The following is a 17,239-nucleotide window of genomic DNA, read 5'->3' on the forward strand; positions in this document are numbered from 1 at the left end:
GGCCTCCCGGGCACCGGAACGTGGCGTCATCGTGCTGGCCGGCGAGGATCAGAACGACTGCGAGATCTCCTTCATGGGCGTTGATCGGTGATATGGCCGGCGACCGGCAGTTGGCCGGGGGAAGGGCAGCCGGCGGGCAGGTGCCTTCGGCCATCGCAGGGCAGCCGTGTACCGTCCGTGGCGCGCGACCGGGGTCCGGATTCGACGAGGCGGGTACCGATGTCCGAGGTGGGCCCTATTTTTGATGCTGATCGTCACGGTGCCCTCGCCGGCTGTCACGGCGGGGTGCACCCGGCGGTCCCGTCAGCCGCCCTGCCCGTAAGGCCTTCGTGAAGCCCACCCTGGCCGGCGAGGATACGCGCTCGCCCTGGAGCGGTTCCTCGGGGACCCGGGCACAGGTGACGGCCGGCCTCTACATCGGCGACAGGCCGGACACGGACTTCCGGTGGTGATGACGCGGCGTGAGGAGATGCCCCTCCCCGCGGCAGCAACCGCTCATACACGGACTTCGTCGGGGACCTCACGGGTTGGACGTGACGATCAGCCGCCGGTCAGCGTCGCCGCCACCGCCTGGAACCAGGCGCCGTAGGAGAACGGCTCGGGCGGGCCGACCTCCATGCCGAGCTCGGCGGCTGCCAGGGCGTAGTCCCCCTCGTCCAGAGGGAGGGCGAGCAGCTCGTGGAGTTCGCCCACGAGGCGTGCGGCGAGGTGGGGGTCGGTGGTGGCGGCGTAGTCGGCGACGGCCGCGTCGTGGTCGGGGAACTCGTCGACGATGTCCTGCGAGAACCAGCCGCCGAGCAGTTGCGCAGTTTCCGGGAAGCGCGCGTGCCACTCCCAGTGCGTCTGCGGGGACGACGGCTCTGGGACGTCGCCTTCCTCGATGCTCTTCTTCAGGTGATCGGCCAGAATCATCAGCCAGTCGCCGATCTCGGACTCTGCCATCCCGGTGTCCGGGGTCGAATAGAACTCGCCCAGCCTTTGCCTGATGCGGCCCGGTGGGTTGCGGATGTGTTCGCGCAGTTGGCGCTCCGCCTCCGCGATGGCCCAGGGGCGGGTGTGCCAGGTGTGGCGGAGGTACGCGTCCAGTGCGCGGCTGCGCCGCTCCGGACTGTCGTCGGCCGGTTGCCCCAGATATGCACGCATCACCTGGTCCAGCTCGCCGTACCGGCGGTCGTGTTCGAGGGGCTTCAAGGACATGTGCGTGCGGCCCCTACAGGTAGAACGGGACGGTCGTGTGAACGACGAAGCCATGCGGGCTCGACGGCTCACGGCGCAGAACGACGCGCGCCGCGCGAACGTCGACCGGCCCCCGCCCCGCCAGCAGGTCGCCCTCCAGCTGGACCCGGCCCACGTGCTCCTCTCGGGAGGGCCAGGCGGCCTCGATGGTGAGGCGAGCCCGGGTGCCCTGGGCGAGCCAGCGGTAGATGACCTGCTCGTTGGCGGTCACCACCTGCTGCGTGGCCCAGTGGGCGGTCTCCCGGTCGGGGTAGGAGGCGGAACGGGTCAGCACGGGGGCATCCTCTCAAAGCATCCGGCCAGGAGCTGCGCTTGTACGGATCAGTAGTCGGAGAAGTTCCAGAACATGCCCACCTCAGTGTCGGAGACGACGATCAGGCCGCAGTCCTCCGAGTAGTCCTTGGTAAGCGCCAGCGGGCTGTAAGCCCAACTCGATGACGTGAAGTCGAGCGTGCCACGGACATGGCCGGGCTTCTTGACGTTGGTGTGATAGGTGGCCTCGTCTCCGTACCGGGCGAGGATTGTGCGTGCCATCGCCCGCAATTCCTCCTCGCTTTCCGTGAAGCGCTTCAGGTTGGACAGGGTGCAGCAGTCGTCCGTGAGGGCCAGCAGCAGGTTCTCGGCGCTGGCCCGGTCGATCTCATGGAGACGCGGCGCGATGTACTCCGGAGGGTGGACGGCGAACGGATACGTGGGGTACGTCTCGCGCTCCGGGGTCTGCGCCGTGTCGTCGAGACCGGTCCAGCCCCGGGGATCCGGTACGGCCCGGGCCATCAACGCGAGAACGTCGAGGATCCAGTCCTCGTGGCGTCGCGGACCCGTGGCGTCGTACGGGAACGCGTCCTCGAAGAGGTGGCGTACTGCGGCTTCCCAGGCAATCTGGTCGACGGACATGTGGCGCTGGCCTTTCTATGCGGGGCGTCAGACCTTGGAGGGCATCGACGTCATGACGGTGAACGGCGGGGTGCGGCTGCTGTCGTACCGGATCCTTGTGTCGATGCCGGTGACGTCGTACGCCTTGGCGTTCATGCCGCCCTGCTTGTACCCGGACAGCGGGTCGTTCGGGTCGACCGGCTGCTTGAACACGCTGCGGCCGCTGGTCTCGCCGTTGGGCGCCGTCGAGTGAAACGGCTCGACTTCACCGTCACCCGGCGGCGGAGGGCCCTTGATCCACGCCTCGATGGCGGCCTTGTTCTGGTTCAGGTTGTACTCGGTCAGCTCCTCCGCCCGCTGGTAGTTCGGGAAAGCCGAAGCGGCTTTGGGCTTCGGCTTTCCGTACGGCCAGGCCTGCGTCGGCGTCGGGTTCGGCTGCTGGTCGCGTAGGCGCTGCGCCAACTGCTCGTCTGTCTTACCGACGTGCCTGTCCAGCGTGTGACCATGCTCCAGGTACTCGTTGGCAGCCAGGTTGAGGTCGTACTTGCCGGCCGAGTCGACCTTCAGCCAAACCTGCGAGTCCTTGAAGTCCTCCAAGGCCCGCATGCCGAAGCCCTCAGCGCGCGCCTCCTGGGCTTCGAACTTCGGGGCGCTCCGGTGCGCCTCGTCCAACGGCCCCATGAGGGCGTCGAGTTTCGGAACGAGCGCGTCCACCCGTCGGTTGTACTCGGTGACGATCGCGTTCAGCTTGGCGGTGTCCATGTTCAGGACGATGCCCTGGCCCAGCTGGCTCGCGCCCTTGGCGACACCCTTGACCACGCCTTTGACCAGGCCCTTGACGTCGTCCATGCCGACGCCGTCCTTGAGGTTGACCTCGACCTTGGGAATCGCGTCGCGTACGGCCTCGATGTAGACGTCCCACACCTCGCGATTGAGGTAGACGGCCGCTTCTGCGAACTCGTAGAGGAGGTCGCTGACTTTCTGAGCCGTGTCGAACAGCACGGTCATCACGGGGTGGGTGGCGGTCTGCGAGGAGGAGCTGTCGTGTTTCCACTCGTAGGTCTCGCGGCTCCCGCCCCACGACGTCGTGCCCCACAGCGAACTGCAGAACTGGCGCATCGCGTCGTGCCACTCGCTGTTGGTCTGTTGGGTGATGCTGTTGACGTTGCCGGTCAGCCCGCTCTCCGCCGTGGAGAGCGAGCTGGTCGTCGCCATCCACGCCTGGGACAGCGAGTTCAGGTAGTGCTGTTGCGGGAACGGGTAGACCTCGGCGACCTTGCCCATCCGGAAGGCGTGCTCGACCACCGGCCTCAGTACGTCCCGGACCGGCTCGGGCACCCACTCGAGGAGCCTGCGGATGAAATCGTCGCCACCGTCGTCGTCGCCCCACTTCAGATTCGGCACGGTGCCGTAGGCAGGCGGCTTCTCGATGACCTGCGGCAACGGCTGGACGACCGGTTTTGCCTTTCCGGAGGGGTCGTTGGCTGCCTCCGCCTTCGCGTAGGTGTTGGCCGTCGAAGTGAAGCCGACCGCCGCACCACCGATGCTGACGACGCTCTTGGCCCACACCTCGAGGAAACGGTTGCCGACCTTGACGTACGACGTCGCGAACGCTTGCGGCGAGGTGCCGTAACCGCCGGCGTCCGGGTACTTGTGCAGATCCTCGAGGAGGCTCTTGGCGCCTTTGTCCATCACCGTCTGCTGGCTCGCGACCCCGCCCGAGACGCGGTGGAGGTCGGTCGGCTTGACGTCGATGGTGCCGTTCTGGCTCGGTGGCGGTGTTCCCATCAGCCGGCTCCCCAGCCTCGCAGCACGGCTTGGTGCGCTGCCGCGTAGTTGATGTGGCTCGTGGTCGCGCACTCGTGGAGCCACTTCTGGGCCGCCTGGAGGTCCTGGGCCGAGCGGTCCCACTCGTCGATCTTGTCGACGAAGACCTCGCGGGCTTCCCCCTCCCAGGACAGCACGACCGGCACAACCCGGTCGTGGAGGTCCTCCAGACCGCTGTTCAGCTTCTTGAGGATGTCCTCCAGTTCGGCGGCGAGTTCGCGGAGGGTGGCGAAGGAGACGGTTATGTGGCCGTCGTCGGCGCTCCCGGTCGACATGATTCCCCGTTTCGTAGGTGTCATAGCGGAGGTGGCAGAGCTTCTCGCAGAGGCCGTCAAAAGGAGTCGAGGCTGCTGCGCGGAGGGACGGGCCCGGCTGTCTCCGGGTTCGGTGTCGACAGTTTGTCGACCTCGCTGTCGATGTCCACCGCGATGCTCCGCAGCCCGGCCACCACGTCCAGCTCCTGTTGCGTGAAGCCGTCCCGGCTCAGGCGTACGGCCTGCTCGAGGTGGCGGATCACTTCACGGATGCGCACGGCGTCCTCGGCCGCCGCCCGGTGGAACCCGCGGTACGCCGTCGCCGCAGGTCCTCGCCAGCCCGCTTCGATACGGTCGACGATCGCGTCCATCCGTCTGACCTGCTTGTCCAGGTGAACCTGCATGTCGTCGAGGTCATCGGCCAGTTTGGTGAGGTCCTGGCTCGACACCCTCAGATCGACGCCGCCCAATTGGCTCGCGCCCGCTCCACCTACACCCATGCTTCGTACCCCCGTGACTTCGGCATGGCAAACCGCGTATGCACGGTGATCCTAACCTCGCCCTCTTCCGCAGCCGGTGCCCGGCGGCGGGCCCGGGGCGGGCAGCCGACGGGCAGGCACGGCGCCTTCGGCCATGGGCGTCACCGACCCGCCCGCGCCCCGTCCGTGCCGCGCGGCCGAAGACCGGGATTCGACCGGGCGGGGCCCCGATGTCCGAGGCGGGCGTTATTTTTGATGCTGATCGTCACGGTGCCTTCGCCGCCTGTCACGGCGCGATGCACCCGGCGGTCCCGTCAGCCGTCCTGCCCGAAGGTCCTGGACGGCCGGGCGAAGCCCCCCGCCTGGACCGGCATCGTCCTCCTCGACGACGCGCCCGGCGTCCACGCCCAGGAGGAAGCGCACAAGCGCCGTTGGCGAGCCTGGCTGTACTGGTCCAATCTGCTGCAGTTCTTGGATGTCGGCGGCGGGGACGCCGTCCAGCTCACGACCGGCCGTCTCGACGGTTTCCCTGTCGAGACCCTGGCCGTCACGGGCGGCGGCGTCCTGGAGAGCGTCCGCGCCACGCTCACAGCCACCGTCGTGGGTTCCCCCGCGCCGGCCTGGACCACCGCAGGCCCCGGCCGCCGCGGAGGTGTCCGTCGCGGGAAGCGCCCCCGCCCGCCAGGGACGCGGCATGGGGCCCGGTCATCGAGTACCTCGACCCGGACGAGCCCGGTCTTGTCGGGGGGCCGGCAGGTACGGGGCGAGGGCCGCGTACACCTCCGCCGCAATGTCGGGACGGTCCTCGGGGTGCTTCTCGAGCAGTGCCTGTGTCAGGTGCTGGACGGCGCCCGGGGCATCGACACCGCAGTCGGCCAATCGGGGCGGGGGTGCGGTGAGGTGCTGGGTCACCAGCTCGGCGGGGCCCGCCCCGCGAAAGGGAGGGCGGCCGGTGAGCATCTGGTGCAGCAGGCACCCCACCGCATACAGGTCGCTGCGGCCGTCCAGTGACTTCTGGCCCGCCAGGAGTTCGGGCGACGCGTAGGCCACGTTGATCCGTCTGCGTCTTGTGCGCATGAGAGGCCCTCCAGCTCATCAGCGAGATCCCCGACGATGTGCTCGCTCAGAGGCAGGAAGTGACCGAACGGGCCCGCGAGGGGGGAGGGAAGGCCCCTCCCTTTCGGGAGGGGCCTTCCCCGGCGCTACCGCACCGGCGTCGCGACCGGCGCCGGCGCGAAGCCGGTCGGCCGGGCCGTGAAGGTGCCACGACCCTGGGTGCGGCTGCGCAACCGGGTCGCGTAGCCGAACAGTTCGGCCAGCGGCACGGTGGCGGTGACGACCGCCGCGCCCGTACGGGTGGCCGAGTCGGTCACCTTCCCGCGCCGGGCGGCGAGATCGCCGAGTACGCCGCCGACCGCGTCCTCGGGCACGGTGACCGTGACCTCGACGACCGGCTCCAGCAGGACCATCGCGCAGGCGCGCAGGGCCTCCCGGAGACCGAGCCGGCCGGCCGTGCGGAACGCCGTGTCCGAGGAGTCCTTCACATGGGTCGCCCCGTCGGTCAGGGTGACCCGCAGCCCGGTCACCGGGTGCCCGCCGAGCGGCCCCTCGGTGAGGGCGTCCCGGCAGCCCGCCTCGACCGCCCGGACGTACTCCTGCGGCACCCGCCCGCCGACGACGGCCGAGCGGAACGCGAAGCCTCCCTCCTCTTGCGGCTCCACATCCAGTACGACATGGGCGAACTGCCCCGCCCCGCCGTCCTGTTTGACGTGCCGGAACACCAGCCCGGACACGCCCCGGCCGACGGTCTCGCGGTAACCGACACGGGGGCGGCCGACATTGACCTCCAGGCCCAGCTCGCGCCGGAGCTTCTCCACCGCCACCTCCAGGTGCAGTTCACCCATGCCGGACAGGACCGTCTGCCCGGTCTCCGGGTCGGACCGCACGGCCAGCGAGGGATCCTCCTCGGTCAGCCGCGCCAGCCCCGACACGAGCCGGTCGGTGTCACCGGACCGGCGGGACTCGACCGCGACCGACACCACCGGCTCGGGCACACCGGCCGGTTCCAGGACGAGCGGCGCGTCCGGTGCGCACAAGGTCGAGCCGGCGCGTGCGGACTTCAGCCCGACCACGGCGACGATGTCCCCGGCGACTGCCCGGTCCAGCGGGGCGTGCCGGTCGGCCTGCACACGCAGGATCCGCCCGATACGCTCGCCGCGCCCGGCGCTCGCGTCCCACAGGGTGTCTCCCTTCTCGATCGTGCCGGAGTAGATCCGCAGGTAGGTCAGCCGTCCTGTCGGGGTGGCGTGCACCTTGAACGCGAGGGCGGCCGCAGGTGCCGCGGGGTCGGCCGGCCGGGCCTGCCCCTCGCCGTCGTGCGTACCGTTGACCGGCGGCACGTCCAGCGGCGACGGCAGGTAGGCCACGACCGCGTCGAGCAGCGGCTCGACACCGCGGTTGCGGTACGCGGAGCCGCACAGCACGACCACGCCGTCACCGTCCCGGGTCACCTCGCGCAGCGCCGAGGAAAGGGTCCCCTCGGACAGCGCGCCGGTAGCGCAGAACTCCTCCAGTGCCCCCGGGTGCAGTTCCGCCACGGCCTCCTCCAGCGACCGGCGGCGCGCCACGGCCTCGCCCCTCAGATCGCCGGGCACCGGCACGTCCTCGGCGGTGCCGTCGTCGGCCCACAGCAGTGCGCGCATGCGCACCAGGTCGACGACGCCGGTGAAGGAGTCCTGCGCGCCGACCGGGAGCTGTACGGCCAGAGGCGCCGGGTGCAACCGCTCCCGGATCGAGGCCACGGCGGCGTCGAGGTCGGCCCCGGGACGGTCCATCTTGTTGACGAACGCGATCCTCGGCACGCCGTGCCGGTCGGCCTGCCGCCACACCGACTCGCTCTGCGGCTCCACCCCGGCCACCGCGTCGAACACGGCCACCGCACCGTCGAGCACTCGCAGCGCACGCTCCACCTCGTCGGCGAAGTCGACGTGCCCCGGGGTGTCGATGAGGTTGAGCCGGTGACCGTCCCAGGCGCAGCTCACCGCCGCGGCGAAGATGGTGATGCCCCGGTCGCGCTCCTGCGGGTCGAAGTCGGTGACGGTGGTGCCGTCGTGGACCTCGCCGCGCTTGTGCGTGGTTCCGGTGGCGAACAGGATCCGTTCGGTGACGGTGGTCTTGCCGGCGTCGACATGGGCGAGGATGCCGAGGTTGCGGACGACGGCGAGCGGGTTGAGGTGGGTGCGCACGGCCCGGGGCCTTTCGGTGCGATCCGGAATGGGGCAGCGCGATTCCCGGGCGAAGCGGGCAGACGACGACCCGCGTCTGACGTCGCGTCAGCAGTGTTCGGGCGTCAGGCGTTCGTCCCGGTCAGCCGGTGCCGCCGCGCAGCGGGCACCGGGGCGACGAAGACACGAGGATCACCGCGTAGCGCGGCAGGGAGACGACGGCAGCGGTGTGGTCACGCATGGCCGTCTCCCTTCGTTCGTCGCGATGGTGCCCGGCGCTCGGTAGTGGGCGGCGCCGGGGATGTGCGTGAGTGTAGGGAGACCGATGCGAACGGGGCCAGGGATTTTTGGCGCCGGTCGCCCGGGCGGCTGCTGCCGGGTGGCCGGGGCTCGTCTTCTTCGCGTCCCGAGGGGCCAGGGTTCGTCTTCTTCGCGTCCCGGGAGGCCGGGGGTCGTTCACGTCGCCACCCGGGCCGGGGCTGCCCGGCGGCCCGGGTCCGTTTCCGTCCCCTCCCGAGCGGCGGCTGCCCGGCGGCCCGGGTCCGATTCCGTCCCCTCCCGAGCGGCGGCTGCCCGGCGGCCCGGGTCCGATTCCGTCGCGTCCCGAGCGGCGGCTGCCCGGCGGCCCGGGTCCGATTCCGTCGCGTCCCGGCCGACGGGGATTCAGCGGTAGTTGCCGGTTGCGGCTGCCGAGCCTCGCTGTGCCCCTCTGGTGTCCGCGCGCCTCAGGGTTCTCGTCCGGTTCGCGCTCTACTCGCCGGGCCGGTGACTGCGGACTCTGGCCGTATGGGGGCTGTCGAAGAGGGGCTGCGTCGATTACAGGTCGGCCAGTACGCGTGTCCGCGCTGCCGGTTGCCGCAGGAGCGCGTGGCGACGCTGGAGCAGGACTGGGTCCTGCTGGAGCCGGGGCTGGAGCTGCCGGCGCATCTCGTGCCGGCGGAGCATCGGTGGATCACTCTGTCGGACGGTCGTGTCACGGTGTACGGGGTGTGCCCGCCGGACGGATCGCAGCGCTGCCGGATCGAGCACCGGCTGGCGTGCTCGAAGCAGCCGTTGCCGGATCTCTGGCCGTGGCTGACGGCCCTGCGGGCGGAGAATGCCCGGGCGGCGCAGCGGCGAACGGACCCGGAACCGCCCCGCCCGCCGCAGGCGTGGCCGGACGCCGGGTAGGCGCGGCTCGCCCGTACGGCGGAGCCGAGGGCGCGGAGCCTGACCCGGGCCATCGGAAGGCCCGGGTCGGACCACTACTCCGGCGGGGTCGGGGTGTCGTGGGTGCGGTACATGGCCTGGACGTCGAGCTCCAGCTGGACGGTCGGGCCGACCACGGCGATGCCCCGGGCCAGCATGGAACGCCAGTTGAGCGTGTAGTCCTCGCGGTGCAGTTCCGCCGTCGCCAGGGCCGCGCAGCGCAACTCCTGGCCGTAGCCACCGTTGACGGTGCCGAGGTACGTCGTGTCCAGGGCCACGGAGCGGCTGACACCGTGCATCGTGAGGGAGCCCTGCAGCGTCCACTTGCTGCCGCCCCGGTAGGCGAAGCGCGCGCTCGTGAAGTCGATGTGCGGGAAGCGCTCGACGTCGAGGAAGTCGGCGGACCGCAGGTGGTTGTCGCGGGTGCTGTTGCCGGTGGTGATGCTGGAGGCGTCGATGCGGACGTGCACGCGGGAGTCGGTCATGTCCGGGGCTATCCGGATGCCGCCCTCGAAGCGTTCGAAGCGGCCGTGGACATGGGCCATGCCGACGTGCTTGGCGATGAACCGGATCGCCGTGTGCGGCGGGTCGAAGAGCCAGGTTCCGGGCGTCGGCAGCTGGAGCGCCTCGGCGGGCTGCAGCCAGACGCGTTCGGTGCCCGTCGGGGCGCCCGGGCCCGTCTCGATCGTCTCGCGGTGCGGCCGCAGGCCCTGCGCCGAGATGAGCAGGCTGTACCGGCCGGGCGGCAGCGCCGCGAGGAAGTATCCGTACGGGTCGGTCGTGCCGCGGGCGGCGACGCGGTGGGTGTCCAGGGCGGTGACGGTGACGTCCGCTGCGGCCAGCGGCGAGCCCATCGGGTCGACGACCTCGCGGGCGACGGCGCCCGCGCCGGCGGGGAGGGGGAGGGCGAGGCCCGCCGCTGCGGCGGGGGTGCTCTTGAGCCACCGGCGCCGGAGCAGTGCGAGGGCCATGGTGGTCACCTTTCTTCGGGTGCGCGGCCGTGCGGTCAGCGATTCAGCGCATGCCGACGGCCGCACCTTGCTGCGGTCACACCCCCTTGTCGATCTTGACGGACCGGGCTCCGGTGCGGGTGTCTCAATACGAGACAGTCAGGACTGCCCCCTGAAGGTGTCCGCGTGTTCGGCGGCCCACTGGGCGAAGCTGCGCGCCGGGCGACCGGTGACCTTCTCCACGACGCCGGAGACCGTACGGCCCACCTCCGGGGTGTTCCCGTACGCCTCCAGCAGGAAGCCGACGACGTCCTCGGGGAGGCCCGCCGCCCGCCACTGCGCGACGGCCTCCTCCTTGGTCAGCTCGATCAGCGTGATCTCCCGGCCCACGGCTGCGGCGATCGTCTTCACCTTGTCGCCGACGGTGAGCACCTCGGGGCCGGTGATCACGTACTCCTGGCCGCCGTGCCCCTCCTGCGTGAGGGCGACCGCGGCGACGGCGCCGATGTCGCCCTCGTGGACCATGGAGCTCAGCCGGTCGACGAACGGCTCCCGCACCTCGCCCGCCGCCACGATCCCGTCCGCCCACTCCAGGGCGTTGGCCATGAACTCGACCGGCATGAGCACGGTCCCGTCCACGCCGTCGTCGGCGCGCACCGCGTCCTCCAGCGGGGTGGGGCCGCCGCCGTGCAGCACGGTGACGCGGCGGACCCCGGCGGAGCGGGCGAGCTCCAGGAGCCGGGGGCCGGTCTCCAGCGGGCTGAAGGCCGCACCGCCGAAGGTGATCAGATGGAGGCCGGTGACGCCCTCCAGGGCCGGGGCCAGTCCGTCGGGCTCGGTCAGGTCGCCCTCGACCACCTCGACACCGGCCGGGAAGGAGGCCCTCGCGGCATCACGCGTCAGGGCACGCACCTCGTGGCCCCGGTCGAGCAGTTCGGCGACGACCTGACGGCCGACGGTTCCGGTGGCACCGGTGACGAGGATCTTCTGCGTCTGAGTCATGCCACGACCCTAGGAAGGCTTGCGGTCACCTTCTGTCCGCAAGGCCCAGAAGAGATGCCCCGGCTTCCCATACTGATCCGCAGGGGTGGGGGCAGTGGCGGAACGACGGCCCACGCGGCAGGACCTGGTCCGCCGCCGACGACGAAGCGGCTTCGTCGGAAGACGCGATGAGATCAGCACCTTCCGGACCAATCTCGGCCGGAATCCCGAGGCGGACGACTACCAGTTCCTCCACCATGTGCACGGCATCGCCGGTGTGGGCAAGACGTCTTTGCTGCGGCAGTGGGTAGCCATCGCCGACGAGCACGGCGCTGCCGCGGTGCACCTCGCCGGGCGGGAACGCAGTAGACCCCACGGCAGAGCCGTCGAGTGTTCCGGACTAAAGGGCGCTCCCGTCGGCACGCTCGGGCGGGCCTCCTTCGTACGCCGCCAGCAGTACGCCCCGGGCCCCTTCCGCCGTCACCTCGCGCGGATTGGCGTACGGCTCGCCCGCGGCCCGGACCGCCGCCGGGGTCACGTCGGCCTCCGTGAGGCCCAGTTCGGCGAGGGAGCGCGGGGCGCCGAGGCGGCCGGCCAGGTCCCACAGGGCGCGGGGCGCGTCGTCGGTGCCGAGGGCGCGGCGCAGTACGGTCAACGCCTGCGGGGCGGCGGGGGCGTTGTGGGCGAGGGCGTGGGGCAGGACGACGGTGTGCGTCTCGGCGTGGGGCAGGCCGAAGGTGCCGCCCAGGACGTGGCACAGCTTGTGGTGCAGCCCCATCGTGGTCGTGCCGAGGCACGCGCCGCACAGCCACGCCGCGTACAGTGCCCGGCCGCGCGCGTCGAGGTCCCCCGGGTCCGCGGCCAGCCGCGGCAGCGCCTCGGTCATCGCCCGGACGCCCTCCTCGGCCATGACCGAGACCAGCGGTGAGACGTCCGGGGCGTACAGCGCCTCGACGGCGTGCGCGAGCGCGTTGATCCCGCTGGTGACGGTCAGGGGTACGGGCAGGGAGAGCGTGAGGCGGGGGTCGTAGACGACGCTGCGGGGCTGGACGACCGGGTCGCGGCCGGTGCGTTTGGCTCCGTGCTCGGTCAGGCCCCACACCGGCGTCATCTCGGAGCCGGAGTAGGTCGACGGCACGGCGATCAGCGGCAGTCCGGTGCGCAGGGCGATCGCCTTGCCGAGCCCGATCGCGGAGCCGCCGCCGACCGCGACGCAGCCGTCCGCACCGGCCGCGCGTACGGCCGCGACGGCCCGGTCGGCGTCCTCGACGGGCACGTGCATCCGCGCTTCGGGGTGCAGCCCGGCGCAGCTGTCCCCGAGGGCGTCCGCCACCGTCCGCGCCACGGACTCGCCCCGGCTGCCGCACACCACGAACAGCCGCCTCAGGCCCAGGCGTCGCGCCTCGTCCGGGGTCGCTGTGACGGCCGCCCCGGGCCCGAAGACGACCCGCACGGGCCGGGTCTCGTACGTGAACCGCTCCTGGAACGTCATGCGGTCCGCTCCAGGACGAGGTCGAAGCGGGCGTGCCGGAAGGGGTTCGCCACACCGAACTCCCGGGCCAGCGACGGGTCATCGGTCTCCGTGAAGTCCTTGACCAGGCTCTGCTTCACGGCGAACACCGCGTCGGAGTCGAGGTAGTCGCCGCCGGCCACGAAGATGTGCGTGGTCACGGGCGTGTGGCCCTCGGCCTCGGCGATGAAGTGGATGTGCGCTGGGCGGTAGGGGTGCCGCCCGGTCGCGCGCAGCAGCCCGCCGACGGGGCCGTCGGTCGGGATCGGATACGCCGCCGGGACACAGGTGCGGAACCAGAAGCGGCCCTCGGCGTCGGTGGTGAACAGCCCGCGTCCGTTGCCCGCGGGCTGGACGCCGGGCTGCTGGACGTCGTAGTAGCCCTTGTCGTCGGCCTGCCAGACGTCGACGACGGCGCCGGGCAGCGGCGTGCCGTCGGCGGACCGCACCCGGCCGCTGACCACGCACCTCTCGCCTCCGCCCACCAGGTCGATGTCGTCGCCGAGCGCGCGGACCGGCGACTCGGTCAGGTGGAACGGGCCCAGCACGGTCGACTCGGTCGCCCCCGCCGCACGATCGCCGTTCAGAGTCTCCACCAGCATGGACAGGCCCAGGACGTCCGACAGCAGGATGAACTCCTGCCGGGTGTCGGTGCAGGCCTGGCCGGTCGCCGTCAGGAAGGCGATCGCCCGCTCCCACTCCTCCTGGGTGAGACGGGTCTCGCGTGCGAAGTCGTGCAGGTGGCGGACGAGGCCGGTGAGCAGTTCGCCCAGCCTCGGGTCCGCGGTCCCGCGCAGGCCGGCGAGCGCCTGCTCGGTGACGCCGGCCCCGGTCGCGTCGGTGGTCATCCCGACTCCTCCTCGTCGACGTCCGCTTCTTCCATGATGGCGCGCTCAGGCATGCCCGAGGATGCGCCGCAGCGCGTCCGCGAGCAGTTTCCCGGTATCCGGGCCGGCGCAGGCGTGCCGGAAGGCGACGAACCCGTCCGGGCGTACGAGGAGGGCGCCCGCGTCCGGGATCTCACGCAGCCGCGCCCAGTCGCCGTACGGGTCCTCGTACTGCTGCCCGGGGCCGATCACCACCGTGGCGATGTCCACCTCCTGCGCCTCGGCCGCCCGCGCCCACTCCTGTCCCCCGATGCCGGTCAGCAGGGTGAAGCGGCCCCGGCCGATCGTGTCGAGGGTGGAGAGCGTGCGGGTGCCGGAGGTGATCCAGGCGTGCGGGAGCCGGGCGCCGGGCCGGGAGGACGGCTGGTGGTACAGCTCGGGGTCGCGGGCGAAACCGGGGTCGGGCGTGCCGTCCGGGACGATCGCGGCAGAGCTGTCGGCGGGATAGCGCTGGTTGAGGTCGACACCGTGCGCGTTGAACTCGTAGACCTTGAAGGCGATCGCCTCGCGCAGCCTCGCCCGCTGCTTCTCGGCGGCCTCGGTGGCGTCCTTGCGGGCGGCGATGTTGGCCCACAGCTGCTCGGGAGTCTGCGGGGAGAGGCCGTCGAGGGCCTCGAAGACCGGGGCGGTCTCGCGGATGGACCGGTTGGCTCGGGTGACGATCTGCCGGCCGACCGGGGCGCGCTCGGCGGTGTAGCTGTCGAGCAGCCGCGGGTGGGCGGTGCCGTCGAGGACCAGCTTGAGCTTCCAGGCGAGGTTGTAGGCGTCCTGGATCGAGGTGTTGGAGCCTAGGCCGTTGGACGGCGGATGCCGGTGCACGGCGTCGCCGGCGCAGAAGACACGGCCGTTCGCGTACGACTCGGCGTACATCTCGTTGACGGTCCACGCCGAGGACGACCGGACGGTCACGGGGATGTCGTCGTCGCCGACGAGCTGCCGGACGACCGACTCGGCGTACTCGGTGGTCAGGTCGGGCGCGCCGGCGCTCACGTCGTACCCCCAGACGATCAGCCACTCGTTCCACGGGCGCACGCAGCGCACCAGCCCCGCGCCGATGCCGCCGACCGTCGCGCCCGGGGCGAGGACCCAGTAGAGGGTGGACGGGCGGTGGGCGGTGTACCGGCTCAGGTCCGCCTCGAAGACGATGTTGATGCTGCCGGCCACGCCCATCTGACCGCCCATCGGCAGCCCGGCGTCCGCGGCGACCTTCGAGCGTCCGCCGTCGGCGCCGATCAGGTACTTGGCGCGGATCTCGTACGTGTCCCCGCGCAGCCGGTCGCGGACGGTGGCCGTGACACCTTCGGCGTCCTGGGTGTGGGAGAGGTACTCGGTCTGGAAGCGGAGCCGGGTGCCGCGGGCGACGGCCGCGTTCACGAGGACCGGCTCCATGAGGTGCTGCGGCATGTCGCACATGCGGGTGGGGCTGGCGAGTTCGTGCTCGGCCTGCACGAGCGGGTCGTTGCCCCAGGAGCGCACCCGGCCCAGTTCCTCGCCCGCCAGGCTGGTGCAGAACGTCGTGTTGCCCATCAGGTGCTGGGGGGTGGCCTGCGCGGCGACCTCCTGCTCCACGCCGAGGTCGCGCAGCACCTCCATGGTGCGCTGGTTGGTGATGTGCGCCCGTGGGGTGTCGGCGAGGCTCGCGTAGCGGGTCACCACGATGTTGGGGACGCCGTAGGTGCTCAGGGCCAGCGCGGCCGAGGCACCGGCCGGGCCGCTGCCCACGATCAGGACGTCGGTCTCGACGACGGTGGACACGGGCGCTCCTGCGGAGGGGGGTCGGGCGGAGGGGGTTCCGGCGGCCCGGGTTCGGGCGGCGGGAATCGACCTCCGTGATCATGGCGTGCTCCGGGCGGCCGCGGGTGTCTCATTACGAGACACCTGGTGGGCGGGCCGACTTATGACGAGGGGCCTGGTGAGGCCGGCCGTCTCACTACGAGAGACCGGGTCGGTCCGGCCGTCTCATGACGAGAGGCCCGGTCAGGCAGACCGGACCAGCAATTGTTGGCCGTTCAACCGAACCCGCTACGGTGGTCCGTGCCGTGACCACCACAGATCCCTCCCCTGCAGCCACCGCCCGGCCCTGGCTGACCGCCGCCCGCGAGCGGTTCCTGTCGGGACGCCCGCTGCCCCCGGACGTACCGGAGGAGGTCCTCGCGGCGTGGCGGCGGGCGCGGTTCTTCGGTGTGCCGCACGACTTGGAGGAGCCGGTGGCGCGTCCGCCGCTCCCCGGGGAGTCGATACTGCTCGGTGCCGCCCGGCCGGTGCTCGACCGGATCGCCCCCGCTCTGGGCGGGAGCGGGTCACTGCTCGTCCTGACCGACGAACGACTGCGCGTGCTGTGGACGGCGGGCAGCGTGCCCGGGTTGGGCGTGTGCCCCGTCCTGTCGGAGCGGGAAGTCGGCAACAACAGCGCGGCCCTCGCCCTGCGCGCCCGCAGCCGGTCCGAGGTGCACGGACCCGAGCACTTCCTCGACCGGTGGCAGGACGTGTCCGCGGTCAGCGTCCCGGTCCTCGGCCCGGAGAGCGGGCAGGTGCTGGGCACGCTGACGGTCGCGTCCCGGCTGTCCGCCGCAGGCCGGCCGCATCCGCAGGCCGCGCTCGCCGAGGCGACGGTCGCGGCGGTCGAGACCGAACTGCGGGCGCGCGCAGGGCGGGGCGAGCGGGTGCTGCTGGACGCCTACCTGCGGGCCGCGCGGGGGCAGCACCGGGCCGTGGCGGCCCTCGACGGCCGCAACCGGCTGGTCAGCGACGCGGCCCAGCGGCTTCTGACGCCCGAGGTGCTCGCAGTGCTGGAGCATACGGCGGCCGGCGCCCTGGACACGGACGTCACGGGCTTCGCGGAGCTGCCGGATGGAGCCGGGTGCACCGCACGCGTCACTCCGGTCCGCCTGGACGGCAGGACCATCGGGATCGTGGCCGCCCTGGAATCCCTCGACGATCCCGCGCCCCCGGCCCCGGCCCCGGCCCCGGCGGTCGCACTGACCGGTTCCTCGGTCCCCTGGCGGCACACCGTCGGCCATGCCGTCGAACTGGCCCGCTCACGGGAACCGCTGCTGCTCACCGGTGAGCGCGGCACGGGCAAGTCCGCGCTGGCTCGGGAACTGGTCGGCCCGGACCCCGTCCAGGCCGCCGACGCGGCGCGGGACCCCGGCCTCGGCCAGGCTCTGCCCGCGTGGCAGCCCGGCCGCCCGCTCCTGCTCCGTCACGCCGAGCGCCTCGCGCAGCCCGGCGTGGCGGCGCTCAACTCCCTGCTCGACCAGCACCCGGACACTCGGCTGCTGGTCACCTACACACCCGGCGCACCGGTCGGCCCCTGCCTCCAGCGCCTGCTGGACAAACTGTCCGCCCGCTCGGTGACCCTGCCGCCACTTCGCGAACGCACCGAGGACATACGGGAACTCCTGCCGGCCCTCGCACCCCGGACGGCGCCCGGGCAGCCGCCGCTGACCTGGACCCTGGACGCCCTGCGTGCGCTCCAGCTGTACCCCTGGCCGGGGAACGTCACCGAGCTGGCCCATGTCGTAAGGGCCCTGGCGGAGCGGCGGCGGGCGACCGGGCCGGTGCGCCGGGCGGAGCTGCCGGACGCCGTCCGCGAAGGGCCGGCCGCGCGCCCGCTCAGCCCGATGGAGCACGCCGAGCGCGCCGCGATCCTGGAGGCGCTGCGCCGCCACGGCGGCAACAAGGCACGCGCGGCGGCCGCCCTGGGGATCGGCCGGGCGACGCTGTACCGCAAGCTGCGGGGGTACCGGCACTGAGTCACCCGACAAGCCGTGCGCACGCGCAACAGCTCGGGCGGGCCGAGAAAGATCTCGACCCGCCCGAGCTGGTTT

General features: G+C 72.0%; 15 protein-coding genes. 2 read left to right on the forward strand and 13 right to left on the reverse strand.

All coding sequences use genetic code 11. The annotated features are described in order from the left end of the window. Nucleotides 1–540: 540 nt before the first annotated feature. From ACFY9S_RS12485 to fusA, 8 genes are all read right to left on the reverse strand, one after another. Nucleotides 541–1,197: a contact-dependent growth inhibition system immunity protein gene (locus ACFY9S_RS12485; RefSeq protein WP_391126361.1), complete on the reverse strand. Its 657-nt coding sequence runs from the start codon at nt 1,195–1,197 to the stop codon at nt 541–543. A 13-nt stretch (nt 1,198–1,210) separates the two neighbouring features. Further along, a complete protein-coding gene (locus ACFY9S_RS12490) occupies nt 1,211–1,510 on the reverse strand; it encodes an RNase A-like domain-containing protein (RefSeq protein WP_391126364.1) in 300 nt (99 codons plus the stop codon). Between the two features lie 47 nt (nt 1,511–1,557). Next, the gene (locus tag ACFY9S_RS12495) at nt 1,558–2,130 is read right to left on the reverse strand and encodes a hypothetical protein (protein ID WP_391126367.1); all 573 of its coding nucleotides are present in this window, start codon (nt 2,128–2,130) and stop codon (nt 1,558–1,560) included. A gap of 27 nt (nt 2,131–2,157) precedes the next feature. Continuing rightward, complete coding sequence (locus tag ACFY9S_RS12500) at nt 2,158–3,897, reverse strand: RNase A-like domain-containing protein (RefSeq protein WP_391126370.1); 1,740 nt, start codon at nt 3,895–3,897, stop codon at nt 2,158–2,160. Further along, entirely contained in the window at nt 3,897–4,211 is a 315-nt protein-coding gene (locus ACFY9S_RS12505; protein ID WP_391126373.1) for a WXG100 family type VII secretion target, read from the reverse strand. Before ACFY9S_RS12505 ends, ACFY9S_RS12500 begins: the two co-directional genes overlap by 1 nt. Nucleotides 4,212–4,267: 56 nt before the next feature. Next, entirely contained in the window at nt 4,268–4,690 is a 423-nt protein-coding gene (locus tag ACFY9S_RS12510; protein WP_391126376.1) for a WXG100 family type VII secretion target, read from the reverse strand. A 684-nt stretch (nt 4,691–5,374) separates the two neighbouring features. Then, complete coding sequence (locus tag ACFY9S_RS12515; RefSeq protein WP_391126378.1) at nt 5,375–5,746, reverse strand: hypothetical protein; 372 nt, start codon at nt 5,744–5,746, stop codon at nt 5,375–5,377. 125 nt (nt 5,747–5,871) lie between these two features. After that, nucleotides 5,872–7,914 carry an elongation factor G gene (gene fusA / locus ACFY9S_RS12520; RefSeq protein WP_391126380.1) on the reverse strand — a complete coding sequence of 681 codons (2,043 nt, stop codon included), beginning with the start codon at nt 7,912–7,914 and terminating at the stop codon, nt 5,872–5,874. Between the two features lie 765 nt (nt 7,915–8,679). On the opposite strand from fusA, the gene ACFY9S_RS12525 reads away from it, so the two are divergent. Next, a complete protein-coding gene (locus tag ACFY9S_RS12525; RefSeq protein ID WP_391126383.1) occupies nt 8,680–9,063 on the forward strand; it encodes a DUF6083 domain-containing protein in 384 nt (127 codons plus the stop codon). 74 nt (nt 9,064–9,137) lie between these two features. Here the strand turns inward: ACFY9S_RS12525 and ACFY9S_RS12530 are convergent, their stop codons facing one another. The 5 genes from ACFY9S_RS12530 to ACFY9S_RS12550 form a co-directional block, all read right to left on the reverse strand. Next, entirely contained in the window at nt 9,138–10,052 is a 915-nt protein-coding gene (locus tag ACFY9S_RS12530) for a YceI family protein (protein ID WP_391126386.1), read from the reverse strand. Nucleotides 10,053–10,190: 138 nt separating this feature from the next. Beyond that, nucleotides 10,191–11,033 (reverse strand): NAD(P)H-binding protein, encoded by an 843-nt coding sequence (locus tag ACFY9S_RS12535; RefSeq protein ID WP_391126389.1) that lies wholly within the window; start codon nt 11,031–11,033, stop codon nt 10,191–10,193. 379 nt (nt 11,034–11,412) lie between these two features. Then, nucleotides 11,413–12,504, reverse strand: coding sequence for an iron-containing alcohol dehydrogenase (locus ACFY9S_RS12540; RefSeq protein WP_391126392.1), 1,092 nt, complete (start codon nt 12,502–12,504; stop codon nt 11,413–11,415). After that, the gene (locus ACFY9S_RS12545; RefSeq protein ID WP_391126394.1) at nt 12,501–13,370 is read right to left on the reverse strand and encodes a dioxygenase; all 870 of its coding nucleotides are present in this window, start codon (nt 13,368–13,370) and stop codon (nt 12,501–12,503) included. The genes ACFY9S_RS12540 and ACFY9S_RS12545 overlap by 4 nt, the downstream gene beginning before the upstream one ends. 45 nt (nt 13,371–13,415) lie before the next feature. Next, nucleotides 13,416–15,164 carry an FAD-dependent monooxygenase gene (locus ACFY9S_RS12550; RefSeq protein ID WP_391126396.1) on the reverse strand — a complete coding sequence of 583 codons (1,749 nt, stop codon included), beginning with the start codon at nt 15,162–15,164 and terminating at the stop codon, nt 13,416–13,418. Nucleotides 15,165–15,448: 284 nt separating this feature from the next. On the opposite strand from ACFY9S_RS12550, the gene ACFY9S_RS12555 reads away from it, so the two are divergent. After that, nucleotides 15,449–17,164, forward strand: coding sequence for a helix-turn-helix domain-containing protein (locus tag ACFY9S_RS12555; protein ID WP_391126399.1), 1,716 nt, complete (start codon nt 15,449–15,451; stop codon nt 17,162–17,164). Nucleotides 17,165–17,239 lie beyond the last annotated feature (75 nt).

The organism is Streptomyces sp. NPDC012474 (genome assembly GCF_042955185.1).
In the GTDB taxonomy this organism is placed as follows: Bacteria; Actinomycetota; Actinomycetes; order Streptomycetales; family Streptomycetaceae; genus Streptomyces; species Streptomyces cahuitamycinicus.